This is a genomic window from Virgibacillus sediminis (assembly GCF_042643265.1).
Classification (GTDB): Bacteria; Bacillota; Bacilli; order Bacillales; family Amphibacillaceae; genus Virgibacillus_O; species Virgibacillus_O sediminis.
The window spans coordinates 1-25,798 of the sequence record NZ_JBHRRZ010000007.1 but is presented as its reverse complement, the minus strand read 5'-3'; the positions used below and the strand labels follow the sequence as shown (position 1 = coordinate 25,798).

The 25,798-nt window shown below is 44.9% G+C and carries 23 protein-coding genes; 15 read left to right on the top strand and 8 right to left on the bottom strand.

From position 1 onward, the window contains the following. Positions 1-546 precede the first annotated feature (546 nt). The 5 genes from murJ (at position 547) to ACFODW_RS04070 (ending at position 5,816) form a co-directional block, all read left to right on the top strand. Positions 547-2,058: a murein biosynthesis integral membrane protein MurJ gene (gene murJ / locus ACFODW_RS04090; RefSeq protein WP_390303394.1), complete on the top strand. Its 1,512-nt coding sequence runs from the start codon at positions 547-549 to the stop codon at positions 2,056-2,058. Between the two features lie 17 nt (positions 2,059-2,075). Continuing rightward, complete coding sequence (locus tag ACFODW_RS04085) at positions 2,076-2,981, top strand: PIG-L deacetylase family protein (RefSeq protein ID WP_390303391.1); 906 nt, start codon at positions 2,076-2,078, stop codon at positions 2,979-2,981. Between the two features lie 14 nt (positions 2,982-2,995). Then, positions 2,996-4,039, top strand: a complete 1,044-nt coding sequence (locus ACFODW_RS04080; RefSeq protein ID WP_390303388.1) for a GNAT family N-acetyltransferase — start codon at positions 2,996-2,998, stop codon at positions 4,037-4,039. A 211-nt stretch (positions 4,040-4,250) separates the two neighbouring features. After that, a complete protein-coding gene (locus tag ACFODW_RS04075) occupies positions 4,251-5,312 on the top strand; it encodes a glycosyltransferase family 4 protein (protein ID WP_390303385.1) in 1,062 nt (353 codons plus the stop codon). 219 nt (positions 5,313-5,531) lie between these two features. Then, positions 5,532-5,816 (top strand): hypothetical protein, encoded by a 285-nt coding sequence (locus ACFODW_RS04070; protein WP_390303382.1) that lies wholly within the window; start codon positions 5,532-5,534, stop codon positions 5,814-5,816. 163 nt (positions 5,817-5,979) lie between these two features. Here the strand turns inward: ACFODW_RS04070 and ACFODW_RS04065 are convergent, their stop codons facing one another. Genes ACFODW_RS04065 through ACFODW_RS04035 form a run of 7 tightly spaced genes read right to left on the bottom strand, consistent with a single transcriptional unit; the run spans position 5,980 to position 12,099 of the window. Beyond that, positions 5,980-7,464 (bottom strand): ArnT family glycosyltransferase, encoded by a 1,485-nt coding sequence (locus ACFODW_RS04065; protein WP_390303378.1) that lies wholly within the window; start codon positions 7,462-7,464, stop codon positions 5,980-5,982. Next, on the bottom strand, positions 7,461-7,892 hold the full coding sequence (locus tag ACFODW_RS04060) for a divergent PAP2 family protein (RefSeq protein WP_390303375.1): 432 nt from the start codon (positions 7,890-7,892) through the stop codon (positions 7,461-7,463). Before ACFODW_RS04060 ends, ACFODW_RS04065 begins: the two co-directional genes overlap by 4 nt. 12 nt (positions 7,893-7,904) lie before the next feature. Continuing rightward, positions 7,905-8,873 (bottom strand): lysylphosphatidylglycerol synthase transmembrane domain-containing protein, encoded by a 969-nt coding sequence (locus ACFODW_RS04055; RefSeq protein WP_390303372.1) that lies wholly within the window; start codon positions 8,871-8,873, stop codon positions 7,905-7,907. After that, complete coding sequence (locus ACFODW_RS04050; RefSeq protein ID WP_390303369.1) at positions 8,873-9,613, bottom strand: SDR family oxidoreductase; 741 nt, start codon at positions 9,611-9,613, stop codon at positions 8,873-8,875. Before ACFODW_RS04050 ends, ACFODW_RS04055 begins: the two co-directional genes overlap by 1 nt. Before the next feature lie 54 nt (positions 9,614-9,667). Then, positions 9,668-9,796 carry a hypothetical protein gene (locus ACFODW_RS04045; protein WP_390303366.1) on the bottom strand — a complete coding sequence of 43 codons (129 nt, stop codon included), beginning with the start codon at positions 9,794-9,796 and terminating at the stop codon, positions 9,668-9,670. 31 nt (positions 9,797-9,827) lie between these two features. After that, positions 9,828-11,219: an FAD-binding protein gene (locus ACFODW_RS04040; protein ID WP_390303363.1), complete on the bottom strand. Its 1,392-nt coding sequence runs from the start codon at positions 11,217-11,219 to the stop codon at positions 9,828-9,830. A 4-nt stretch (positions 11,220-11,223) separates the two neighbouring features. Next, complete coding sequence (locus tag ACFODW_RS04035; RefSeq protein WP_390303360.1) at positions 11,224-12,099, bottom strand: decaprenyl-phosphate phosphoribosyltransferase; 876 nt, start codon at positions 12,097-12,099, stop codon at positions 11,224-11,226. A gap of 250 nt (positions 12,100-12,349) precedes the next feature. On the opposite strand from ACFODW_RS04035, the gene ACFODW_RS04030 reads away from it, so the two are divergent. The 10 genes from ACFODW_RS04030 to ACFODW_RS03985 all read left to right on the top strand — a co-directional run bounded on the left by ACFODW_RS04030 (position 12,350) and on the right by ACFODW_RS03985 (position 25,343). Next, positions 12,350-13,624 (top strand): nucleotide sugar dehydrogenase, encoded by a 1,275-nt coding sequence (locus ACFODW_RS04030; protein ID WP_390303357.1) that lies wholly within the window; start codon positions 12,350-12,352, stop codon positions 13,622-13,624. Beyond that, positions 13,621-14,343, top strand: a complete 723-nt coding sequence (locus ACFODW_RS04025) for a WecB/TagA/CpsF family glycosyltransferase (protein WP_390303354.1) — start codon at positions 13,621-13,623, stop codon at positions 14,341-14,343. Before ACFODW_RS04030 ends, ACFODW_RS04025 begins: the two co-directional genes overlap by 4 nt. A gap of 366 nt (positions 14,344-14,709) precedes the next feature. Beyond that, a complete protein-coding gene (locus ACFODW_RS04020; protein ID WP_390303351.1) occupies positions 14,710-18,426 on the top strand; it encodes an S-layer homology domain-containing protein in 3,717 nt (1,238 codons plus the stop codon). A 272-nt stretch (positions 18,427-18,698) separates the two neighbouring features. Beyond that, the gene (locus ACFODW_RS04015; protein WP_390303397.1) at positions 18,699-18,875 is read left to right on the top strand and encodes a hypothetical protein; all 177 of its coding nucleotides are present in this window, start codon (positions 18,699-18,701) and stop codon (positions 18,873-18,875) included. After that, a complete protein-coding gene (locus ACFODW_RS04010) occupies positions 18,818-18,940 on the top strand; it encodes a transposase family protein (RefSeq protein WP_390303348.1) in 123 nt (40 codons plus the stop codon). The genes ACFODW_RS04015 and ACFODW_RS04010 overlap by 58 nt, the downstream gene beginning before the upstream one ends. A 227-nt stretch (positions 18,941-19,167) precedes the next feature. Continuing rightward, on the top strand, positions 19,168-20,058 hold the full coding sequence (locus ACFODW_RS04005; protein ID WP_390303345.1) for a tyrosine-type recombinase/integrase: 891 nt from the start codon (positions 19,168-19,170) through the stop codon (positions 20,056-20,058). After that, positions 20,033-20,896 (top strand): site-specific tyrosine recombinase/integron integrase, encoded by an 864-nt coding sequence (gene xerA / locus ACFODW_RS04000; RefSeq protein WP_390303342.1) that lies wholly within the window; start codon positions 20,033-20,035, stop codon positions 20,894-20,896. The genes ACFODW_RS04005 and xerA overlap by 26 nt, the downstream gene beginning before the upstream one ends. Positions 20,897-20,913: 17 nt before the next feature. Further along, on the top strand, positions 20,914-21,780 hold the full coding sequence (locus ACFODW_RS03995) for a tyrosine-type recombinase/integrase (protein ID WP_390303339.1): 867 nt from the start codon (positions 20,914-20,916) through the stop codon (positions 21,778-21,780). 14 nt (positions 21,781-21,794) lie between these two features. Next, on the top strand, positions 21,795-22,634 hold the full coding sequence (locus ACFODW_RS03990) for a tyrosine-type recombinase/integrase (protein WP_390303336.1): 840 nt from the start codon (positions 21,795-21,797) through the stop codon (positions 22,632-22,634). A gap of 216 nt (positions 22,635-22,850) precedes the next feature. Next, a complete protein-coding gene (locus ACFODW_RS03985; RefSeq protein WP_390303333.1) occupies positions 22,851-25,343 on the top strand; it encodes a hypothetical protein in 2,493 nt (830 codons plus the stop codon). Positions 25,344-25,445: 102 nt separating this feature from the next. Here ACFODW_RS03985 and ACFODW_RS03980 read toward each other — a convergent pair. After that, on the bottom strand, positions 25,446-25,798 hold a 353-nt coding region (locus ACFODW_RS03980; protein WP_390303330.1), incomplete at its 5' end, for a transposase.

The window sequence follows — 25,798 nt, the reverse complement described above, 5'->3', positions numbered from 1 at the left end:
CCGAAGGTATGACCGCTTGAAACATCGCGTTTTATTACATCATCAATTCAAATCAATCGGCAATTCATTAGGATAAAGGGGCAGGAGTTTGGACTCCCACCCCAACATTTGACTTAGAACCTTTTTTATAAGGAAACTAAAAATTCGGGGTTTTCATAACACATTAACAGGGATATCCACACTCTAATCAAGAGCCCAGCGTCTAGTGGCCGCTGTGAGAGTAGTCCCATCGACAGCAGGTTAAATGGAAGGCAGACTAAAAGTGGGCTATGCGTGGAAGCGTCGTATATCGCTATGAATGTGCATCCTTTACCTTCTCAGGGGATGAATCGAATGAGCCCGCCACTCTCAGCTGTAGCGTCCTCCGCCTGCGCGCTGAGCATAGCCCGAACGTCACCGACCGGTCGTCTAAGGCTTTGGTATGCGGGTGCTTCTGGTAAAAAGTAGAAATCAATCCTAGCAATAAAGTCAGTTTTGATATAGAAAGAAATATGATAGAATATAATTTAGCAGTTCATGCTTGAGCAGATGAGAGAGGTATTACCGTTGAAATCGAGACTAGGCTTAGCAAGCGTCCTTTTTATAGGGGCGTCTTTATTATTAAAAGTATCCGGCTTGCTGCGGGATATGGTAATCGCATATTACTTTGGGGACAGCTATGCAGCAGATGCCTATCTGGCTGCGTTCATCATTCCCAATATGTTTATACTTTTTATGACCACCGGGATGAAAAATGCATTCGTCCCGAGTTATATTGAAGCATTAGAAAAAAATAGAGGCAGCTTCCATATGGGGCAGGTCTTCCGAGGCACCATCCTGATCAGTTTGATTGTCACCATTCTTGGGATGGCGTTCGCTCCATGGTACATACCGCTCTTATATCCGGAATTCCACAGTGAGGCGAATGAAATAGCCGTACTGGTGGCAATGATTTTCTTTTCCACGATCCTGTTTGTAGGGATGAATGCTGTTTTGGAGGCATTCTTTGATGCCGAAAATAAATTCTCCCTGTCTATGGTGTCGCAGATCATTGTCATTATGAGTTCAATTTTTGGAGCTTTCCTTTTTGCAGAGTCCATAGGTGTGTATTCCCTGGCTCTGGGTTACTTTGCCGGAACTATTTTCTCCCTGCTTTTCAAGCTAATACTGGTATTGCCCAGGAAGGTAATCAAGCTGAAGGGGAAGATGGATTGGCTCGAGGTAAGGCAATTCTACTGGGTGTTCATACCGGTCGGATTGACGGTGGCGGTCGGACAGATCAACTTAATGGTCGGTACCATTTTTGCGAGCTACTTTGAAGAAGGGGCCGTTACCTATATCAATTACGCTAAAAACCTTATCCACATGCCCCAGGGAATTTTCGGCGTGACTATCGGCACCATCGTCTTTCCGCTGCTTTCCCGGGCGATCGCATCTGATAATCATAAATTATTCAAACGTGGTCTGGAGCACGGATTCACGCTGATGTATCTTATTCTTCTGCCATCGATTGCAGGAATGCTGGTTCTGATGCCTAACCTGATCGAACTCCTCTATGAACGGGGAGCATTTTCAGCAGAAGCGACAGCAGCGACCACACAGGTTGCTTATTTATATTTTGGATCCGTTCTATTCTTCAGTTTAAACAATGTAACAAATAAAGGGTTCTACTCCCTTAAAAAAGGCCATTTAATTCTGATGATCAGCGGCCTATCTATATTAATGAATATTGTCTTGAATTTCATCTTCACTTCTTGGATAGGCTATCGGGGAATTCCACTTTCCGCCTCTGTCAATGCCTTATTCTATGTGGCGGCATCGTTCATCGTCTTCTACAGACTGGTGAACGGTTTGAATATGAAATATCTGTTGATGGAATTTTTGAAAATCACCGTTGCTGCGATAGTGATGACTGTTGCAGTATGGCCGTTACTGGATTATATCGCCGGCTGGCATAATCTAGTCCAAATAGGAACAGTCGCAGTTGTTGGAGCAGTTGTCTATGGAATACTTGTATTCCTGCTTCGCTCCCAATCCCTGCAGTTCCTGATCGATAAATTTGTGAAGAGGAAACAGTGAAGAAGGGGTATAAGGACATGAATGCGAAACAACTAATCATAGGTATATTGAAACCAATCAACATTCCAGTGACCAGATTCATGCTGAAAAGGCATTATCAAGCATCCAAGGTGCTGGCCGATACGACAGGAGCAAGGAAGGTCCTTGTCCTGGCCCCCCATATGGATGATGAGACCATTGGACCTGGCGGTGTCATCCGCAAGCATGCAAATGAAGGGGCGGAAGTCCATTGTGCATTTGTAACGGATGGTTCCAACAGTGTCAGTGATCTCAGCAAGGATGAATTAATCCATACGAGAATGAAGGAAATGGAAGAAGCAAAAGGCATCCTCGGCATTGATTCCATCCATTATATGGGACTGCCGGACGGCAAAGTAGAGAGCAATGAAGAATCCAGAAGGAAGTTCCGGGACATCATTGAAACCGTCCAGCCGGATATCATTTACTGTACGTCCTATGTGGATGCCCATACCGATCATACACAGACAGCCAAAACACTGGCAGATGTATTGAAGGATATGGAGGATCCGTCCATGACCCTTAGACTCTATGAGATCAATTGTCCGATTCCCCCTTCGTTTGTCAACTGTGTGATGGACATCAGTGACACAGTAGCCGATAAAAAGCGCGCAATTGAAGTATTTTCCTCTCAGGCGATTGCATTTGACGGCTTCCTGGAGCTGAACCGGCTGAAGCGGGAACTGGCCGCAGAGGATATCCAGGCGGCAGAGGTGTTCGTCGAGCCGACTATTCCGGCCTTCATCCAGCACTGTGAGTACCTGGAGAATGAGTACTATCCTTCCCGGTTCCCTGAGCTGTTCAAGCAGGCGAACCGGACGGACACATTGCTATGGGCCATCTATAAAAACTTCCGGTTGAAAAAAAGATTATATGAGAATAGTTTTCGAGGGAAAGAGAACTAGTTAGGAGAAAGCTTATGGCCGTACGCTATTACAAAGAAGAAGATCAGCAGCAGGTAGAAGCACTTTATCAGAAGGTGTTCCGGAAAGAGAGATCCCCGGAGCATTGGAACTGGAAATTTGAACGGAGGCCGTCTGACCTGAATCCATTCATCCTCGTATTTGAAGAAGAAGGGCAAATCCTTGGTCATATCGCGCTATGGGTCGCTGAGGCCTACATAAAAGGAAATTCTTCTAAAATTGCCCTACGGGTGGACACAATGGTAGATCCCAAGGCAAGGGGGAAGGGAATATATGGACAGCTGAACCAGACGATGCTGGAAGAAGCAGGCAAGCATCAGATCGACCTGCTTTATGGCTTCCCCGCACCTAAAGCGAAGGAGCTTTTGCTTAGACATACAGGCGGCGTCCATGCAGGCGATATTTCCAGGTATATGATGGTCATGAACCCCGGACCGCCCGCAGCCGGAGTGCTTCCACTCCTTAAACCATTGTTGGCAGTTGCAGGGAATGTATACCGCCACGGGAAGTTGAAAAAGCTTTCTTTCCTCCCGGCAGGTTGGGAATTCAATGAAGTGAACCATTTTGACCAGCGGTGTGATGCATTAGCCGAAGCAGCTGCTGGTTTGAAGCCCGTCCTGTTAAAGCGGGGCAGTGATTATCTCAACTGGAGGTTCCTTGAACACCCGGACCATCCCTATACGGCGTATTCCCTCAGCCAAGAGGGCGAGCTGAAAGGATACATCATTTTGAAAAAAGAACAAGTGGCCTTTAAAAAGGGCCGGGTAACCGTGGGGCACATCGTAGACGGCCTGACGTTTGGTGATCAGCGCAACTGGGAATATCTCTTTACAGAAGCAATCAGGAAGCTGGGAGATACAGACATCATCCAGACGTGGATGGCACCCGGCGGCCCCGCGGCCGGTGCCCTGGAGCAGATAGGCTTCAAGGAGAAGGACAAGCCGATGCCGCTGGTTATCCACCGCCTAAACGAAGAATATTCCGAAGCGGACAAACTAGAAAACTGGTGGATCACCCAGGGAGATGTGGATTCCTTTTAGGTAGAATATTTTCCCGGAACAGGAAAATATTTTTCTTCCACCCCCAATTGAATTTTCCCAGACTTCGTATATAATGTAGTGAGAATATTAGATAGGAAGATTAGCGGAAAGCTATTTTCATGGTTTCGGTAGAATTCCGAGGCATGGGATTGTTTAATAGATTTACAGCTCCCTTTTGAGGAAGCTGCACTACGATCATAGGGGGATCGATATGGAATACATTCTACCACTGATCATCTGCTTCATTGTTGCATTGATCCTGACGCCATTTGTAAAAAAATTGGCTATCAAAGTCGGTGCAGTTGACCAGCCGAATAACAGGAAAGTACACGCAAAAGTCATGCCCCGTATGGGAGGTCTGGCTATCTTTCTCAGCTTTCTGCTGGGAGTGGTACTGTATATGCCGGATACAATACGAGCATGGCCTATCCTGCTCGGCGCCTTCATCATCATAGCTATTGGCATGATGGATGACCTGATGGAGCTGTCGGCAAAAACCAAGTTCGGCGGCCAGCTTATCGCCGCACTGGTCACCGTACTTGGCGGGGTGCAGATCGAATTCATTACTCTTCCGTTTGGTGACAGAATCGAATTCGGCTACTTCGCCATACCGCTGACGATTCTCTGGATTGTCGGCATTACGAACGCCATCAACCTTATCGACGGGTTGGACGGACTGGCGGCAGGCGTCTCTGCCATCGCCATGATGACCATTTCCGGGATGGCCATCTCCATGGGAAATGAGTTCATCGCTCTAATCGGCCTGCTGCTGCTTGGCAGCACACTCGGATTCCTGGTCTATAACTTTCACCCCGCCAAGCTGTTCATGGGGGACACGGGCTCCTTGTTCCTGGGTTATATGATCAGCGTGCTGGCAGTCATGGGCCTGTTTAAGAACGTGACGGTCGTCTCTTTGGCAGTACCGATTATTGTTCTGGGGATTCCGATTCTGGATACTTCTTTTGCTATTATTCGCCGAATCGTTCAAAAGAAGCCATTATCCGCACCGGACAAATCCCATCTCCATCACTGCCTGCTCCGTCTCGGTTTCACTCATCGCCAGACAGTCGTGATGATCTATGCCCTGAGCGGCCTTTTCAGTGTCGCCGCCATCTCCATGGCAAGCTCCACCGTCTGGGGCTCCATCTTAATCATGACTGGCCTTCTGATTATTGTCGAACTTATCGTAGAAGTGACTGGCATCATCGGCAATGGCTACCGCCCGATCCTGAATCTAGTAGGCGGTAAAGGCAGCAAGTTGAAAGATAAATAGTTATCTAGATAGAGGCCTCCCTTTGGGAAGGCCTCTTTTTGGTAGATGAAAGCTATAGAAGACTATATAAAGCTGGTACTCAAGCGCTAGAATCCCAAGGCAAATACAAATATAGAAGGCCATAGTAAAATTTATTTAGTATTTTTTATTTAGGCATATACCTAGTTCTTTTATTCATATATTAGAAAAAGGGATTATTTTTTAACAAGGAGTGTATCAATGAGTACGTGTAAATGGTGTGAAGAGGATAAGGAAAATCTGTTTTTTCGTGATTACCCTTATGAGGAAGGAGAATATTGTGAGGAGTGTACAAAGGAATTAGATAATTGGCCAAAGGGAAAATGGGAAACATTTTATGATGAGTTACAAGAGGCTTTAGAGCATTATCATGATTTATATGATATACCATTTGAAGAAAAGATTAAAAGGCAGTCACAAGATAGTTACGGTGTTTCCGATATATGCGGGAAAAACAGAAGTTATGGCAACTGCACATGTGTTTAGCATATAAGTAATATATTCGTGTAAAATGAACTCCAATGTCCTGTTCCTTGATTCAGTCATTTCAAATCATCGCCATATGCCGCAACTAACACCCAACCAGCACACCAACACTGCCAACAAAAAAAGGCCTCCCTAAAGGAAGACCTCTCATTTAATCACAAAACTACTCATTTATTTTAATAAAATTCGGTTCTTGGCCAGCTTCCTCCGCGAGCTCTGTGAAGCTTTCGTGATAGCGATGGCTTCGTATAGTGTCATCGTTCTCCAGCAGAACAGCAGGCGCCTCATTTGGCGTAATCCGGTTCAAGAATTCTTCGAGCGATTCATTTTCGGCGAAATATGGTTGAAAGTGTACCTTGATGTATTGTAAATCCGTCCGTAAGTAACGGGCGTGAACATTCTCAAAGGCGATAATGCTGCCAGGCTCTACCTGCTCATAGGTCTCCTTCACTTGCTCCCGCGTGTCCGCATAATTAGGACTCGGCTCTTGGACCAGTGTATAGCTGTTCCATACGATATTCACCAGGAAAGCTGCACCGAATACCACTTGGAAAAAGGAGCGCCACCGCCTCCATGGCCGCTGACCGGTTTGGGAGGCCCATGCAATAATGGCGAGCATCAGCATCAGGGTACCTGGTCCGAGCAGGCGGAAATTGAATGGATCGAAATGGGCAGTCCAGCGCATGTAGATGATAGCTGCATAATAAACAATGGCACCGAATAGGAACATACCGGGCAGTACCAGACTGCTGGCGGGAAGTGTAAATAGCCGCTTAAATTCTCGACCCCGCAGGAACATCAACCCGCCTATCACCAGCACGGCAATGCTTACCCATAAAAATTCATCGTTCCAAAGGGACAGGTAATTGAGTTCCGCCAGGATTCCTTCCCATAGCATGGTAAAGAATTCACCGGCTGACTCCCAACGTGGCACACGTTCCATCCCGGTGGGCAATCCGGCATTGATATAATTAATCAGCAGGTAGCCGCCTGCAATCAGAATCGGCAGGGTGCCAGTGACCCAGCATAGCCACATATTCTGCCATTCTCTCCTGTATAGATAATAGAACCCGAGTAATCCAATCATTCCGGCACCGATCAGGCCTATATACCGCATGAAAAATAGAAAGATGGCTGCAAACAAAAGGTGTACGGCATAGCGCCGGTGATTCGTTCCTACAAAGCGGACAAGCCCGTAGATCAGCCAAAGCAGTCCGAACAAGAACGGAACCTCGGACCACGTGTAGGCAAAAATGCCTGTGAAGCTCCCGGCAAACAGCACCAGCCCAGCAGTCCCAGCCTTCTCTTGAAACAGGTTCCTCAGTACAAGAAGGCAGAGGCCTACCAGGATGATATTCATCAGCTTGGAAGCCCAGAATACGTTCAATCCACTGATTAAGGAAGCAATAGCGATAAGCACCGGGTAGCCGATCGGCCATGTGGCGAAATACGTGCTCATACCCGGGACCATATCGACGGTCGTCATTCCGTTCCCCTCCAGCAGATTCGCTGCCATCTGCAGGTAATGGGCCGAATCTGAAGACACATAGCCACTAGGATGATATTTCGCCTTAATCAGGATATAACTTGCATACGCAGAAAAAATTAGCAACAGCGATATGTCCGTTGCCAATATCTTTCTTCTCATGTTATCCACCCCCACCAGTTGAACAGATAATACAGGACAAGGCTGACGAGGAAACCGACGACCAGCCCGCCGAGTACTTCCACAAGGCTGTGGCCCATTCGTTCACGGAGCGGTTTGGCTTCCGGGTCCCTATTGCGATTCAGGCTATTGAGAATTTCAGCCTGTTTGCCGACTGCAATCCGCAAGCCAGTGGCATCAATGATGACAATGAACAAGAAGGCCGCCGCCAACCCGAATATGGCAGAGAAAAAGCCTTCCCCAAAGCCGATCAGGAAGGCGGCCGCCGAGACGGTGGATGTATGGGTGCTCGGGAAGCCGCCGTTTCCCATATGATGGCGGGCGTCCTCCCCGTATTTCAGATAATGGATCAGGAATTTCAGGAAGCCGGATGCTGCCCATCCGACAAAAGGTGCAAGAAAATAAGGCATGATTTGGCACTCCTAAACAGTAATGTTCGTTCCGCGGAAGGCTTTCCGCCGGAAAAGAAAGACAACGAAGCCGATCAGCACCCCGAACCACAGGGTAACAAACCGGACAATCAGCGAAATGGAAACAGCAAGGCTACCTCCGACCCCAAAATGGATCAGTAGTCCCGTAATCGACCCCTCTGCAGCCCCTAAACCGCCCGGAATCATCGAGACAGCACCAGCAAGTGTTCCGAGGCTGAAGGTCAGGATGCTCGCCAGGATGGAGACCTCTTGGTTGAATGCGCCGAGGATGACAAACAGGGCAATACACTCCGACAGCCAGGCCAGCACACTCACCACAAAAGCAAAACTCAAAATGCGGAACTGCATCAAATAAAGAGTCTGCTGGTAAAAGTGGTGGAGCGACCCGCGGAACCGGCGCAGTCTATCCGGCCGGGTCAGCAGGTCAATCATCTTCTTCATCAGCCCCTGACGCTGGGCCAGGAAAAAGAAGCCTGAAATTAGCACTACTGTCGCCAGAAACGGCGTGATGCCGAATGGGTACACGAGCAGGCCCACGGCAACCAGGGCGGCCATCGCCAAGAGGTCGGTGAGCCGGTCATAGAAGACGACCGGGATGGACGCTGAATAAGGAATATCCGAGGTTTCCTTCAAATAATAGGATTTAATCAGCTCGCCCGCCTTGCCCGGGGTGATGGACATCATCAAACCAATGAAGAAGATAGCAGCATTTTTCCGGAATGGAACGGAAAAACCCGACCAACGGGAAAAGGCATGCCATTTGCCCAGCCGGAACAGATAGCTCATTAACGTCAGCAGGAAGGCGACCAACAGGGGACCCTTCGGCATAGTGGCAATCGAACCGCTGACCTGCCTCCAGTCGGAGATCAGAAGAAAGCCTGCCACCACGACGACTCCGAGCACAACACCGATGATGAATTTCGGCAGGATGCCGCCGTTCCTCCCAGTTGCTGTATCCATTACAGATTCATCCGCTTGAACAGTTTTTCAGGGAGAAGCTTGATCACCAACATGATGATGACCCAGAAACCTGGCGTGTACAGTACATCTTTGCGCTTTCTTACCGCCTTGGCGATATCTAAGCCGACCTTCTCCGGACGGGCGAGCAGCGGTGAGTCGCCCACCACACCATAGGTCATCTTCGTGTCCACCATTCCCGGCTTGATGGTCATGACATGAACACCCTTTGCATGGAGCCGGTTGCGCAGCCCCTGCATATAAGCATCGAGACCAGCCTTCGTTGACCCGTAAATATAATTGCTCTTCCGGCCACGGTCGCCGGCCACTGACGAAACAGCAGCAATAAAGCCGCGCCGCTTCTGTTCAAAATAATTGGCGGCAATGTTCAGAATCGATACCGCTGATGTATAATTTACATCAATCATTTTCCGCGACAGCTCAAAGGACTGTTCGGCCTCCTTCTGATCTTCCATGGCCCCATACATCAGCAGGAGCCCTTCCAAATCCCCGGCCTCTTTCACAGTTCCTGAGAAGAATTCCTCATGGCTGTCAAAATCCAACGCCTCGAACCGCCGTACATAGACCCTTGCCTGCTGCCGGATTTCCAGGTCATTCTTCAGGCGTTCCAGCTCCTCTATATTCCGCCCGGCAAGAATTAGATCCTTATTTCGCGCAGCGAGTCTGCGTACGGTCTCTTTCGCAATGGTCGACGTCGCACCGACCACCAATATTGCTCCCATGTTGTAACCTCCTGCTTATTCAATAGCTTGTTTTTCAAATTATTAGCGCATATTTTATCTTTGCTGCTGATAAATCTGCTGTTGGGCCGAGATCGGCACTTCATCTAGCGATAAAACTGTTATCCGGATGATAGCACGTTTCAACTGCTGATAAACAGCCCCAACTGCCGATACCACCCGCACTGCACGCCAGCACCAAAACAATACCAGACAGTTACTCCGTCAATCCCAATCTCCGTGACATGGATGAAGCAAACCGCCCATCGGGATCCACCTGCTGCTTCACCCTCAGGAATTCCTCCCAACGTGGATACATCTCCCGGAAAGTGTCAGCATCCAGCACGGCATCCTTGGCCAGGTAGACCCGGCCACCGTGGGCGAGCACAATTTCATCGAGTTCCTTCAAAAAAGGAAACAGCCCGTCATCCTTGATCGGAATATCGAGTGCCAGAGTGTAGCCCTCCATCGGAAAGGAGAGCATGCCGGCATTTTGTGCACCTGAGCTTTTCAGCACGGCCAAGAACGAAGAACGTTTTTCCTCGGTCAGGCGCTCGAGTACCTTGCGCAAACCTTTCTTAGGTTCCCTGTCTTTCGGGAACACCGCCTGATATTGTACAAAGCCTTTCTTTCCGTACAGCTTGTTCCAGTCCTCGATTGAATCGAGGGGATGGAAGAAGGAAGCGGCATCCACAATCTTGGTCTCATCCTTATAGGAAGAGTAATACAGCTGGTTGAACGCGGAAATCGACCAGTAATTTAGGGCAATGCCCGGCGCATTCACCGGCATCTTCAACCCTGGCTTGTCCGGACTGCCAAGCGGCTTTTTGATCTTCGCCGGCAGCTCATCTGCCCGCGCATGGTCTCCGCGCATCAGCACCGAACGCCCGAGCGAATCGCCGGTGCTGAGGCAGTCAATCCAGGCGACGGAGTACTTGAAGTTGGCATCATTTTCGATGAACTTCTCAAAGGCATCATCCAAATTCCGGGCCTTCTCATAGGTCGCCTTAATATACGAACTTTCTACCGGAATCAATTGGATGGTCGCCTTTAGGATGATTCCCGTCAACCCAATTCCGCCGATCGTCGCCCAGAACAATTCTTCATTTTCCGTGCGGCTGCAGGTGACGATACTGCCGTCTGCGATCATTAGGTCGAAGGACAGCACATATTCGGAAAAGCTGCCGTCGCTGTGATGGTTCTTGCCGTGTACATCATTAGCAATAGCCCCGCCGATCGTTACATAGGTAGTGCCTGGAGTCACCCCGGGAAAATAGCCCCGTGGCAGGAACACATCGATAACATCAGCGAGTGATACGCCGGCCTCACAGGTCAGCGTTTGCTTCTCTTCGTCGAATTCCAAAAAATGGTTCAGCCGGTCAGTTCCAATTACGCCAGAATCCTTATTCAGTGCTGTATCCCCATAGCTGCGGCCGAGCCCATAGGCAATCTGTGAATCGACGTCTGCGTCCTTTATCAATCCCTTCAACTCTCCCAAGGTCTCTGGGCGGTATATGTAGCAGGATTCCTTTGGGTAGTTCCCCCAGCCTGCGAGTTGTTTTTTCTTCGGTTTCACTGTGATCATCACACCTTTATGCAAGTTTATCAATCTGTCAATTAAAGAAGCTGAGAATCACGAGCACGGTAACGGCATACAGGATGACCGTCACCAGGATATGCCTGTCCCCCAGCAGGATCTTTTCCGGGGCGCCGCCTTCTTGCCGGATATGTACCAAATACAGGTAACGGAACACCCCGTAAATTACAAAGGGGATAGTCCACATCAGCTGGACAGTCTCTCCGGCGGTAAAAGTAAATACTGCATAGCTGACAATCGTCGCAGATGCCACGATACCCATCAGCTGGTCCAGGAACGGGAAGGAGTATTCCTCGAGAACTTTACGGTGCGAGGTCTTCCCTTCAATCTGCAGCAGGAGTTCATGGCGCCGCTTGCCGATCGCCAGAAATAGCGAAAGGAGCATCGCACACAATAGGAACCACGGCGTGAAGGCAACATCAATAATCACCGCACCCCCAATGGCCCGCAGAACGAACCCGAAGGCGATCAGCATCATATCAATAATAACGACATGTTTCAGCACCATGGTATATAATAAATTGGTCACAAAATAAACCAGCAGAATCAAAAAGAACAGCTGGTTGACCAGGAACGAAGACAAAAATGCTGCCAACAGCAGGACAACTGCTGTCCCCAGTGCAAGCTGCGGATTCAATGCTCCGGAAGCCATTGGCCGGTGCTTCTTGACCGGGTGCTGGCGGTCCGCCTCCCGGTCCTGGTAATCGTTGATAATATAGATGCTGCTGGCTGTGAAGCTGAATAGGACAAAGCCTAGAAATGCCAGCAGAAATGCGTCCAGACTGGAAAGCTGGAACGAGAAGAGCAGTGCCGCAAAGACAAGGAGGTTCTTGCTCCATTGTTTCGGCCTGAGCTGTTTCCATAATAAGTATATCGTCGAGTTGCTTGCCAAGAATCTCCCCACCTACTAAAAATTTCTACTACATTATATCACAAAATCATACACCATTCCTTTTCTCCTTTGTCTGATTTTGTGGTAAAATATCATAATGGACGAATCATTTTGGCAACACCCTCGCAAATCTTCGGAACGAACGTATATTGTTTAGTAGAATCAAAAAAACGGAATCAAAAAATGAGCGCATTATATTATTTTTTTATAGGACCACTTGCAGTGAGCAGGAAAGGAAGGAAACAGCCAAATGAAAAAGATAACAGTAATTGGATTAGGATATATAGGATTGCCGACATCCATCATCTTCGCGAAGCATGGCTTCCAGGTGCATGGAATGGACGTCAATCGAGAAGTTATTGATAAGCTATCCAGAAAAGAACTGCATATTGAAGAACCAGGCCTCCAGGAAGCGCTGGATGAGGTGATGGACGCTGGCAGGCTGACCGTGTCGGTAGAGCCGGAGGAAGCGGATGCCTTCATCATCGCTGTGCCTTCTCCGATTACTGAAGAGAAGACCGCGAACCTCGACTATGTGCGTAAGGGTACGGAAAGCATCGTGCCATACTTGAAGAAAGGGAATCTGGTCATCCTGGAATCCACGGTACCACCGCGGACAGTCGAAGACGTCATGCGACCGGTGCTGGAGGAAGCTGGCCTGGAAATCGGCGAAGATCTATATCTGTCCCATTCACCAGAACGCGTGATTCCGGGCAAGATCTTCCAGGAGCTGGAAGCGAATGACCGTATTGTTGGCGGTGTCGACAAGAAATCCGCAGAAATGACCAAGGATCTGTATAAGTCCTTTGTTGACGGGGAAATTCATCTGACGGATGCGACCACTGCGGAAATGGTGAAGGTCATTGAGAACACCTACCGTGATGTGAATATTGCGTTTGCCAATGAAATTGCAAAGATCAGTGACCAGATCGGTGTTAATGGCTGGGAAGCCATTAAGCTGGCCAATTACCATCCAAGAGTAAATATTCACCAGCCTGGTCCTGGTGTCGGCGGTCACTGCATCGCGGTCGATCCATGGTTCCTCGCCGAACAGCAGCCGGAGATCGCGAAAATCATCAAGCTGTCCCGTGAGACCAATGACGATATGCCGAACTACACCGTCCGCCGCATCCTAGAAATCTTGGATCAGCACCAGGTGGACAATCCGAAGATCGCCCTGTTGGGACTGTCCTTCAAAGGGAATGTCGATGATATGCGCGAAAGTCCATCCCTGAAAATCATGGAGCATCTCAACAAGACGAACATTGAGTATGCTGCCTATGATCCGCATATCAAAGACATTCGTCTGCCACATCAGGTGACAGATCTGGATGAGGCGGTGGAAGGCAAGGACTTGATCGTCATACTGACCGACCATAAGAAATTCCGGGCATATGAACCAAGTAAAATCGGCGGCTCCATGAAAACAAAGCTGATCTTCGACACGAAGAATCTGTTGGATGAAGAAAAATGGACCGAAGCCGGCTTCGATTTCGTCCGTCTGGGAGATGCAAAGAACCGATGAGCGACAAACAGAAAGAGACCATCTTAGGAGTCGATGTCTCGGTTGAAACCTATGAAAGCCTGAAATCGAAGCTATTCTCCGCAGAAGCAGAGGAAAAGCAGTCTTTCATCGTCGCCGTTAACCCGGAGAAAATCATGAAGGCCAATGACGACCCATCCTTGAAGGAACTGATCAACACGGCAGATTACCAGATTCCGGACGGTGTAGGTGTCCTGATTGCTTCCAAGCTGCAAGGCGGCCGGGTCACTGACCGTATCACTGGGATTGACTTGATGATAGAACTGGTAGGTGAAGCCACAAGCCAGGGGAAGAGCATTTTCCTGTACGGCGCCAAGCCAGGCGTTGCCGAAACCGCCAAGCAAGAATTGGAGAAGCAGCATCCCGGCCTCCAAGTCGCTGGCGTGATGGATGGCTATGAGCAGGATAACGAGAAAATCGTGGAAAACATCAATGCCTCTGGTGCGGATCTCGTATTCGCCGCACTCGGTAGTCCGAAGCAGGAAGAATGGATCCGTGACAACCGGGAACGCTTGAATGTCTCAATCCTGCAGGGGGTAGGCGGGTCATTCGATGTAATCGCCGGGAACATCAAACGCGCCCCCGCCCCGTTCCGGAAAACAGGCCTCGAGTGGCTATACCGCCTGATTGTCGAACCGTGGCGATGGAAACGCCAGCTGAACCTGCCAAAGTTTCTTGTAAAAGTTTGGAAAAATAGATAAATAGATAATAAAAGGAGCCCGCTTCTACAAAGCGGGCTCCTTTTATATTCACTGGAGAAATAAACCATGATTATGACAAACAATTATTTTTCGTAATCCTCTTGTAAAAATTGGTAAGTGTACTGTATAATATTTCCTATGGAGTCTAGGAATTTATTACCAAATCAGTAAAAACCCTGTAAAATATCTCATATTGTAGAAGTTTTGGAATTTATAGCCAATTTTGTTGACACCAAATAATGCAGCAACTATACTGATAAAGTGAAAGAATAGATTACCAGATTTTCCAATGATTACCAGCGGTGTCATTCCTTGGAGGCCCCCCTGGATTTTGTTGGTAAGAAGAATAAGGGAGGATTTTTACTTATGGCAAGCAAGAAGAATTATCGCAAGTTTGCAGCTTCCTCATTGGCAGCAACAGCAGCAGTAGCAGTAGCAGTTCCTGCAGTATCCGCTAATGAGCATGACGTTACAGAACAATTTACGGATGTCGCACCTGGTGATGACCATTACCCGGGGATTCAATGGATTGCTGAAAGAGGAGTCGTAGGTTATGAAGATGGCAGCTTTGGTGCAGCCAACGACGTTACCCGTCCACATGCAGCCATTTTCCTTACAAGAGCACTTGGTTTAGAACTGGTATCCGAAGATCTAGTTGGAGACTACTTCAACGATGTAGACTCTGGTGATCTTTATGCTGATTTCATCGCAACAGTAGCTGCCAACAATGTTTTCAAAGGTTCTAATGGAAACTTCCTTCCGGATCAAGAACTTACTCGTGAGCAAATGGCTTCTGTCATTATTAACGCTTATGGTTTTACTTCTGCAGACGGCGAGCAAGTTGAAATCAACCTAGATAACGTAAACGATACACATAAAGAGAGCGTTCAAATCCTTGCTAATTTGGGAATCACTAACCAGCTTGAAGATTTCCGCCCTACTGAAACTATTAATCGTTCACAGTTTGCTACTTTCTTATATAAAGCACATCTAGCTGCAGAAGCATCAGCACCTGCACCTGTAGTGGAAAGTGTCAATGCTGTAAGCTCTACTGAAATAGAAGTTACATTCGATGGGGAACTTACTGATGAAGAAATCGCAGAACTTTCTTTCGATTTCAATCCTGACCTGGAAGTAACAAAAGTGGAGCGTAAAGCAGAAGAAGCAACATTGGCTGACACTCATGCTACTACAACTGTTGTTTTGACAACTGAAGTACAAGCAGCAGACACTCAGTATACTCTCGAAGCTGTTAATGGCGCTGTGCTGGAAGCTCCTGTCGTAGTTGAAGCTCCTGATACAGAAGCACCTGTATTGGCAGTAGACGGCGAAACTGAAATCTCTGTGGAAAATGGTGCAGAGTTGACTCTTCCAACAGTAACTGCTACAGATAATGTTGATGAAGAAGTTGAAGTAACTTCTGAAATCACTGATGCAGAAGGCAATGTTCTAGAAGAGATTGATACAACTCAAGCTGGCACCTACACTGTAACTTACACTGCAACTGATGCTGCTGGTAACGTAGCTGAAGAAGTTGTTGTAACAGTTGAAGTAGCAGAAGCACCACCAGCAGTTGAATCTGTAAGTGCGATTAACGCTACTACTGTTGAAGTAGAGCTGAACCGTGAGCTTGCAGAAGACGAAGTACTTCCAACATTCACTTTCGACGGTGAAGTAGTAGCTGAAGAGAATATTTCTGTGGATGGATCTACTGTAACTCTTTCCGGTCTTTCTCTTGAAGATGACAGTGTGAACCCAGACGGGTATAACCTAACTGTTGTTGGAGAAGGTGAAGAAGAACTATACAACGACACAGTTGTTTATGATGCAAATGAACTTGAATCTCTTTCTACAGAAACTGTATCACCTATTAACGCAGTAGTAGGTGAAGAAGTATCTGTTACTTATACTTTGAAAGATGAAGATGGAGATCCTATTGCAGGTGAAGATGTTCGTGTACGTGCCAACTTCAATGGCAACGTTGTTGAAGAACAAGTTCTAACCTCGGATGAAAATGGTGAAGTTACATTTACTTACTCAGAGGTTGATGGAGGAGCTCACAATGTATCCGCAGTTGCACTTAGCCAGCCAACTCTACGCGATAGCTCTGTAAACATAGACTGGGTTGAAACTGGAGCAACTGTATCTATTGAAAATCCCGAAAAGGATGGGTTCTTGACTAGTAATACAGCTAATGTAGATCAAGAAACTCAAACTATTAAATATGTTGCTACTTTCACTGATGAAGATGGTAATCCGCTTCCTGATGGTGAAACAGTTTACGTAAACATTGACGGTTTGACTAACTTCAATGGTTTGAATGACAATGAATTTGCATCCGTCGGTCAGTCTACTGAGCTTTACTCTGCTACTCTTGACAATGGTGATGGAACAGCAGTTCTTGAGTTTGAAACAACAACTGTGGATACACTAGCTCCTACTTTCTACCAAGATGCTGATCAAGCTGGTATCCAAACTATCCAGGACTTTGAATCCACTGATGCTCGCCTGAAAGCCAAAAATGTTGAAGTATTAGATTCAGCGGCTCAAGAAGCTAACTTCACTCTTGAACTTAAAGAAGGTGAAGATGTTAATGAAACAGTAGCAGTTGACGGTACAACTCAAGTAGAACAAGGGGATACTGTTGAATACTTGCTAACAGCAACTGACCAATACGGTAATCCATATACAGGTACAGCCTCCGTTGCAAACGAAACAGACCTTGATGATATTGCTTCTAACGATGGTAACGAGGGTAATATCCAAGTTGATTATGATGAAGTTGATAGTGGATACACTAATACTGATGTACAAACTGTCGATTTCGCTAACGATACAAATGGCGACGGTCAAGTTGAACTTCAAGTTAGCGCAGGCCAAGATGGAGATGTATCTAATCTAGTAATTTGGCAGGATAAAGACAACGATGGTGATGTGGATACCGACGAAGCAAGTGTAGAAACTGGTACTATCGAATACGTTGCTCCTTCTACAGATGTTATTCAAACACTAACTAGCTCCGTATCTGATGACTCTGTCTTTGGAGGAACACCGGTTACTTTCACTTATAACCTACTGAATCAAAATGAAAATGCTTTTGATGCAAACGCAGATAATACTGACGTTATCATTAAAGTATATAAAGATGGCGAAGAATTAACTCCTGCTGAGGCAGATAGTTACCTTTCAAACTTCACTGGGATTGTTGATGTGAACGGCGATGGTGCTACTACACCTGACACAGCAGTTGGGACAGATGGCGTCACAGCGACAGTTAACGCTGCAGATGGAGAATTTACATTTGATGTTACTCCTGTAGTAAACCAAGATGAGGGATCAAATTTCTCTACAGAAGTATATGTTGATGTGAACGGCGATGGTGAAGTACAATCTGATGAAACTTTAAACCAACAGTCCGAGGCCTTCAATACAGTAACTAGACCTGAAACTTATAATGTTACTATTGCTGATACAGAAGTAGTTGCAGGTGAAAATGTTTCTATGACAGTTACCGCAGTTGATGGAAATGGTGACACTGTAACTGACTTCAATGGAACCTATGTAGCTACAATTAAGTTTGCTGATGACACAGCCAATGCTGGAGAGCAGTATTTACGCAACGCAACGTTTGTAAACGGTGTGGCTACTGTAGAGGCTCCTGTAAGTTCTGTAGAAAACGATGATGTACAAGTAACATTACCAGTGGGTAATACTCCAACAGTTGATGTGGGAACTGCTACTGATAATGACTTGACAATTACGGCTTCTAATGCAAGCGAACTAAGCTCAGAGGACTTAAACGCAGATGGTGTTGTTGAAGAACTTTACGTTTCCGACGAATATGGAAATATCGTTGATTACGACTTTTCTGGTTTAGCAACGGTAAGTATTGATGGAGATGCTACCCTTCAGCAAGAAGATGGCGGAGCAGTAACTCTTGATTCTGAAAATCAAATATCTCTAACTATCACTGATGGTATCCTTACTGTAGACGGAGAGCGTGTAACATTAGTAGATGGTGGAGATGGAGAAACTGATACTCTAACGGTTACACTTAACAATGGCGATAGCTTTTCTAACTAATTTATAAAGTTTTGTCATAATTGTATCTAGTTTCTGCTGCTGTGTTAATAGTAAAGGATAGGTATATTGAATATAAAAAGGAAGTCTCGTTTGAGAGGAAACTCTTGATCGGGGCTTCTTTTTTAGTTCTGAAATCATTTTTTGGATTTCAAAAAAAGGCTCTAAAATATATGTTGGGGTTTCTAAAAAATTAAGCATAAAAAAACACGCAGACTCCTATATCCTTTACACTTGAATTGTCTAGAAACAAGAAGGATAGGAGTTGCGTGCATATGTATTCTAAGATGAAATTACCCGGTTTTGAAGATACAAAGATCTTGAAGATGGAAGAGACAGATGGGGCTTACCATATTCATGTCCAGTTGCCTAAGAAGGCCCATAAATGCCCTGATTGCGGGGGGAGGCAGAGAGAATCCATGATTACCGCACCCAAAAGATCCAGCATTTGAAACTGTTCGAGCGAAGAACCTATATATTCTATCGAAAACTTCTCTATGTATGTGCATGCGGCTAGAGGTTTCCTAACCCACAACATTGACTTAGAACCTACTTTTTCAGAGGCTCCGTTTATATTTTTCTTTGTGACTTCGCACAGAATCCACCTAATAAATCCTATATCATAACCAGTAACTTCAATATTGTAAAACCCCTTTTTTACTTTATATGGTTAATAATAAAATTTCACGCCCATACTATATCTACAAAACTATGACACAATACAAGAAAAGAGGTACAAAATTCATGTCAGATAGTTTTTGGATTAGTCATCGTGAAAATATACCCGAAGAATCACGGTTAGTATTAAATGAGTACTTGTTATCCTTAAAACTTGCTAATAAAGCGGAGGCAACCATAAGAAAATACAAGAGGATACTAGAACAATTCCTAAGAGGATGTACCATCTCTTTAGAGTCATTAACGTCAGAGGATGTATTAACATGGCTGAATGAATTTTCTAAGGATAAAAAGCCAAGAACTATTGATCTTTATCATGCTTGTCTATCCTCCTTTTTTCAATTCTGTTTGGAAGAAGAATTTATGGAAAACATGGTCATGAAAAAAAGATGGAGACCAAAGATTACCCAATCATTACCTAAATATCTTACAGAAGAGGATTATGCAAAAGTGAGACTCGCTACGGAAGAATTATCTCTACGTAATCGAGCACTTATCTTATTTCTGTTTTCTTCAGGATGCCGTAGAGGAGAACTTTGTAATCTAACTATTGGAGACGTCAATTTGGAGAAGCGGACTGCAAATGTAGTTGGAAAAGGAAATAAGCGGAGAGCTATTCATTTTTCAATCGAGTGTGCGATTGTCTTAGGAGAATATTTACAAACACGCGGGAAGTATGAAGATACAGATCCACTTTTTATGAATAAGTTTGGTCAAGCACTTGGTCCAAATGGCGTATTGAAAATCACCCACCAATTAGGGAAAAAAGCAGGATTAAATCAGTCCTTACATCCACATGTGTGCCGCCACACGTTTGCAACTAATATCTTAGCACGTGGGGCCGATCTTCCATTTATCGCAGAGGAAATGGGACATGCCGATTTAAACACAACCCGTGTTTATGCACGGATTCCAACAGAAGAAATGATCAATGAATACCAAAATAAAATGGGGTGATGATATGAATCTGGAAATGCAGGAATCTTTTATAAATGATCACCAATCTCGATTCAGTTCAGAAACAATCCGAAGTTACCGTTTATCTCTACATCAGTTTTTTGCTTTTTGTGATAAAGAATATGATGAGGTAAAAGCCACAGATATAAGAGCGTGGCTAGCAGGTATGGAAGAAAAAGGATTAAAGCCTCGTAGCATCCACTTAAAGTTATCCGCTGTAAAATCTTTTTATCAGTATTGTTTAGAAGAAAATAAAGTCAAAAAGAATCCCACCTCCACCGTTCATACACCCAAAAAAGATGATTCTCTTCCATATTATTTATCCAAACGTCAAGTAGCACTCCTTCAAGAACATACCAAGGGGAATGTCAGAGAAAGAGCGATTATAGAAACCCTTTACGCAACAGGCGTAAGAATCAGTGAACTCTTACAGATCAAACGGGAAGATATCAAATGGGAGAATAGGCAAATTTGGATACGAAAAGGGAAAGGGAATAAAGAGCGGTTCGTATTATTTACGCATGATTGTTCCGTACGATTGCAGGCCTATTTGAATGATAGAGAAATAGAAAGCGACTATTTATTTTGTAATCAAAGAGGGGAAGCGTTAAGTCGAATATTTGTGGAGAAAAAATTTCAAGATTATTCCAAAGCACTAGGGTTTAAAGTAGTTCCTCATACCATGCGACATACATTTGCGGCCCATTTAGCCGAAAAAAACATGTCTCAAAGTTACATTCAGGAATTACTCGGACATGTCAACATTAATTCCACACACATCTATACAAGGTTAATGGAAGATGCCCGGAAAAAACAATATGACAAATACCAGTTATAAAAAGGAGGGTGGAGGTTATGGCCCATATACAACAAAATCATCCGGATAATCAAGGCATTTTGGAGGAATATAGGCTTCATTTAAAGCTAGCCAATCGGAGTGACAATACCTTAGAGACCTATTTACGTGTGTTGGAACGTTTTATTGCTAGAACTTCCGTACCCATTCCAGACGTAACGTCGAACCATGTATTGGAATGGCTACAAGAAAATGGGAGGTATAAAAAGGAGACGACCCTAGCGACTTGGATTAGTATTTTATCTGCTTTTTTTACCTATTGTGTATCGGAAGGGTATATCAGTCAATCTCCGATAAGAAGGCGCTGGCGTCCTAGGCTACCAGAGCCTATTCCGAAGTATTTAGATAAAGAAGAGGTCGCTCGAGTACGGATGCAATCTGAAATAGAAAACTTACGAAATCAAGTTCTGTTTGAATTTCTCGTATCTTCAGGTTGCCGTATCACGGAAACCCTGATGTTGGATATGGAAGATATTGATCTAAAGACTCGTACGGCAAGGGTAAAGGGAAAGGGAAATAAGATTCGAACGGTGCACTTTTCTAATCGTTGTGCGATTTTAATGGAAACGTACCTGGAGAATATCCCAGAGGAATCAGAAGGTATCTTTATTAACCAACATGGAAAGCGTTTAACTCGTGGAGGCGCACATATGATTTTAAGTGGAATGGGAAAATCAGCTGAGCTAGAGGTGCCTTTTGGCCCGCACCGTTTGCGACATACCTTTGCAACCACCCTCCTTTCAAAAGGGGCAGAGTTGTCGTTCATTTCCGAAGAACTAGGCCATAGTCATTTACAAACAACCAGGGTGTATGCACGTCTTCCGAAAGAAGAACTGGTGTCGATGTACCGGAAATACATGGGATAAAGGAGAGGACATAGATGGATGATAAAACGATGACGTTGTTGCATGAGTTATTAAGCGGGTATGCGTATCGACTCCAAGAACGAACCTTGTTGGCCTATGAACAAAATATCAAAGCCTTCTTTCTCTTTAGCCAAACTCCTTATCACCAGATTAAGGCCTCAGATATCAGAAAATGGATGCACCACTTGCAGGAGACTGGCCAAAAACCAACCACGATTCACCAAAAGATCGCGTCCCTACGGTTATTTTTCACTTATGCCATCGAGGAACAGCTTCTGGTAAATAATCCGACAACCAATGTGGCTTTGCCTAAACTGGAAGACAAAATCCCGCACTATTTAAAAAGAGAGGAATTGGAACAACTTCGGTACTTGGTCAAAGATAGCAAACGGGAACGGGCCATCATCGAGACGATGTATACAACCGGGGTTCGACTGGGGGAACTCATAGACATGAAACAGTCGGATGTGTCTTGGGAACATCGTGCTATTCACATCCGAAATGGCAAAGGAAAGAAAGAACGAAACGTGTTCTTTAGTCAAGGATGTAAGCAAAAAATACAGGATTATTTATCAACGAGGACTGATGATTTACCCAACCTATTTTTAAATTCCAAAGGGAAGCCGGTACAGCAGCGAGCACTCAGACTAACCTTTGAAGGCTACTCCGACCGGCTGGGATTCAAAGTTAGCCCTCATACCATGCGCCATACGTTTGCCGCCCATCTGGCAGAAAAGGGAATGCCACTTGTGTATATCCAAGATCTTTTAGGGCATGATTCTATAGAAGTCACGAAAATGTATGCCCGACTGCATGAAGAAGCAAGAAAAAGGCAATATGATTATTATGTGTAAATTCTGGCGAAAGAAGCGAGTTAACATAAGATTTATTAACCATACTACAATCATACCCGAAAAACGTGCTTAACCCATTGCTATGACTGGGATAGGACGTTTTTTTATTTCTCGAAAATTCGCAGTGTAAGTGCGAATAACCTTAAAGCACAAGTAGTTACTTTCAACAAAGCTATCGATCCTGATTCTGTGGATGTAACTGGCGATGATGCAACAGTGAAAGTATTCGTTAACGATTCTCAAGTAGCTACACCATTAACTTCAGAAGTATCAGAAGACGGAAAGTCTTTAACACTTGCACATGGTGCACTTAACCAATCTGATTCAGTGAAAGTATGGATTGCTGGTGTTACAGATGTTGCTGGAACTGAGGTTGAAGCATTTGAAGAAACGTACACAGTTACAGGTGTTACTGCCCCGACGGCTGAAGGTATTGAAGTAGTAAACAACAAGAAAGTAAAACTTACTTTCAGTGAACCAGTAGACCTTGATACTGCTGGCGTTTACAAAACTACTGATTCTAACAACATCAGTGGTACTCTTAAAGTAGATGGAGAGCTAACATTCGCTAAATTCACAGCAGTCCCAGAAGAGAACGCTGTAGAGGTTGAATTCTTCAACGCGCTTGAAGACGGTGACCACACGCTAACTATTGAAGGTACTAAAGACTTTGCTGGATTTAAAGTAGCTTCTAAGACTTTCAACTTCTCTACAATGGCTGATACTACCGCTCCTGAAGCAACTTCAGTAAGCTTTGTTGGTAAAGAAAAAGTTGAAGTAACGTTCGACGAAGAAGTGACTAATCTTGCTACTGCTTCCTTCGAAGTAACGCAAGCTGGTGATTCTACTGACCTTCTAAACCTAGCTGGGTCGGGTACTGCATCTCTAAAAGCTGGAGATAATAAAACGGTTGTTCTTGATCTTGCAACACCATTTAATGTATCAGCAACTGTAGGCTTTGACGTTAAATATAAAAACGTAGAAGATATCTTCGGTAACGAAAACACCGACTTTGCAACTATCAGTGGCCAAGCTACAGATGACTCTATTAAACCAGAAGTTTCTTCAGTTGAAGTACAAAATGGTAACGAGCTAAAAGTAACTTTCTCTGAAAAAGTTAACGTAGCTACCTCTCAATTTGAGCTTATTGATGAAAATGGTGACACTGTAGCAACATCTGCAACAACGGTATCTAATTTTGATACTACAAATCCAGATGGCAAAACTTTCAAAGTAACATTTAATAGCTTGTCAAACATTGAAGCAGCAAACTACAAGCTAGCTATATCCGGAACCACTGATACTTCAATCCGTACAAATACTATTGAAGATGTTGAAGTTCCATTCACAGCTATAGATTCAAAAGCTCCGGTAGTATCTTCTGCCGTACTTAAAGGTGATGCTTCTGGTGACCAAGACAAGATTGAAATTCGTTTCTCTGAAGCTGTAGACTCTTCAGTAGCATCTGACATTAACAACTACTTCGTAGGAAAGGGAGCTGCTGATGTAGCCCTAAGTACTGTAAGTGGTGCAAAAGTTGAATCTGTATCTGCTGATGGTAAGCAAGTTGTACTTCTAGTTCCAAAAGCTGATGAAGCAGTACAAGGCCAATGGACTGCTGCAATTGATTCAGTTGCTGCTCCGGCTATCAAGGATCAAGCTGGCAACCTAATCTCTAACGCAACAATCTCTAACCCTTATACTGTATCTGCATCCTATGACCCATTTGAGAAAGCAGATGTAAAAGCATATGCTACAGGTAAGAATACAATTGTTGTTGAAAGCACAGATCCAAGCAACCTGTTTGCTGCAAATCAACCGGCAGGAGCGTTCGATTTCGATCTTGATACTAGTTCTCAACCTGTAGATCTAGGTGTTACAGCTGCACAAGTATCTGCTGATGGTAAGAAAGTAACTCTTACATTTGCTAACAGCCTCACAGCTGATGCAGTCAATAGTGGAGACAAACTAGAATTAGTTGTATCTGCTAATTCTGGAATCAAAGATCAGAATGGTACAGAGCTAGCTCCAATAGCTGCTGATAACTCTACCCACACTGTAGCTGATAAGATTGAGGCTACTCAAACAACTACTACAGTTGCGGGTGCTGATATCCAAATCGCATTTGATGAGGATGTTCAAAAAGCAACTGGAATTGACGACACACTACTTGCAACTGGAATTGAAGTAATGATTGATGGAACTGTACTTACTCCATCCGTTGACTACACAGCAACTGTTGATGGTAATGGTGATGTTGTAGTAACTGTTATTAAATCTGGCGTTGTTGCTGACGATGTATCAGTAGAAATCGTTAGACCTCAATACCTTGAAGATTCTGTAGGCAACGATGTTAACGTAAAATCTGCAGTAATTGCAGAAAGCGTTACTGAAGCTACAGCACCAACTGTAACAACTCCATTTGGGGACGGATCTACTCCTGGAACAACAACAGTTGCTGCTGCTGCAACTGCAGACATCGTTTTCTCTGAAACGTTATCTGCTACTGGCAAAACAGCTGTAGAAACTGCTATTAACGGTGATACTAATGTTACAGCAGGAGATTTCACATTTACTTGGGATAACTCCACTCTAACTATTAAGAACGTATCAAGTAATTCAATTACATTTGCAGCTGATGTAACAGCAAATATCGAAGATGTTGCTGGTAACACAACTACAGGTGCAACAGTAATTAATCACGAATAATTCTTTAGTTCCTGACCCCCATTTTGTTAGTGAGGTAAAGGATCAACTGTAGAAAGAAAGTCTCGTTTGAGTGATGTGACCCCTAAAAGTTAGAGTTTTATATCAAGCAGTTAATTGGCTGTTATGAAGACGGTACTGAACCGGACTCATACCGGCCAATTTCTGTTTAATACGATTGTTATTGTAATAATTGATGTAAGATTCGATATCCCTTTTTAAATCTTCGTAAGTACGAAGAGACTCTCCATAGTACATTTCCTGTTTCATGAGCCCAAAGAAATTCTCCATCGGTGAATTATCGATACAGTTTCCTTTGCGAGACATACTTTGGAACACGTTGTGTTCCTTGAGAGTGCTGACCCATTTCCTATGCTGATAATGCCATCCTTGATCAGAGTGTATAGTTGTCCGGTATCTTGATTTTTTAACCACCTGGAGGGCGTCTTCCAGTGGCT

Coding starts and splice junctions, on each gene's coding strand:
- ACFODW_RS04025 (WP_390303354.1), top strand. CDS start 13,621: ATGAGCGACAAACAGAAAGAGACCATCTTAGGAGTCGATGTCTCGGTT.
- ACFODW_RS04005 (WP_390303345.1), top strand. CDS start 19,168: ATGTCAGATAGTTTTTGGATTAGTCATCGTGAAAATATACCCGAAGAA.
- ACFODW_RS04020 (WP_390303351.1), top strand. CDS start 14,710: ATGGCAAGCAAGAAGAATTATCGCAAGTTTGCAGCTTCCTCATTGGCA.
- ACFODW_RS04075 (WP_390303385.1), top strand. CDS start 4,251: ATGGAATACATTCTACCACTGATCATCTGCTTCATTGTTGCATTGATC.
- xerA (WP_390303342.1), top strand. CDS start 20,033: ATGAATACCAAAATAAAATGGGGTGATGATATGAATCTGGAAATGCAG.
- ACFODW_RS04065 (WP_390303378.1), bottom strand. CDS start 7,464: ATGAGAAGAAAGATATTGGCAACGGACATATCGCTGTTGCTAATTTTT.
- ACFODW_RS04070 (WP_390303382.1), top strand. CDS start 5,532: ATGAGTACGTGTAAATGGTGTGAAGAGGATAAGGAAAATCTGTTTTTT.
- ACFODW_RS04055 (WP_390303372.1), bottom strand. CDS start 8,873: ATGGATACAGCAACTGGGAGGAACGGCGGCATCCTGCCGAAATTCATC.
- ACFODW_RS04060 (WP_390303375.1), bottom strand. CDS start 7,892: ATGCCTTATTTTCTTGCACCTTTTGTCGGATGGGCAGCATCCGGCTTC.
- ACFODW_RS03995 (WP_390303339.1), top strand. CDS start 20,914: ATGGCCCATATACAACAAAATCATCCGGATAATCAAGGCATTTTGGAG.
- ACFODW_RS04080 (WP_390303388.1), top strand. CDS start 2,996: ATGGCCGTACGCTATTACAAAGAAGAAGATCAGCAGCAGGTAGAAGCA.
- ACFODW_RS03990 (WP_390303336.1), top strand. CDS start 21,795: ATGGATGATAAAACGATGACGTTGTTGCATGAGTTATTAAGCGGGTAT.
- ACFODW_RS04015 (WP_390303397.1), top strand. CDS start 18,699: ATGTATTCTAAGATGAAATTACCCGGTTTTGAAGATACAAAGATCTTG.
- ACFODW_RS04085 (WP_390303391.1), top strand. CDS start 2,076: ATGAATGCGAAACAACTAATCATAGGTATATTGAAACCAATCAACATT.
- ACFODW_RS04050 (WP_390303369.1), bottom strand. CDS start 9,613: ATGGGAGCAATATTGGTGGTCGGTGCGACGTCGACCATTGCGAAAGAG.
- ACFODW_RS04030 (WP_390303357.1), top strand. CDS start 12,350: ATGAAAAAGATAACAGTAATTGGATTAGGATATATAGGATTGCCGACA.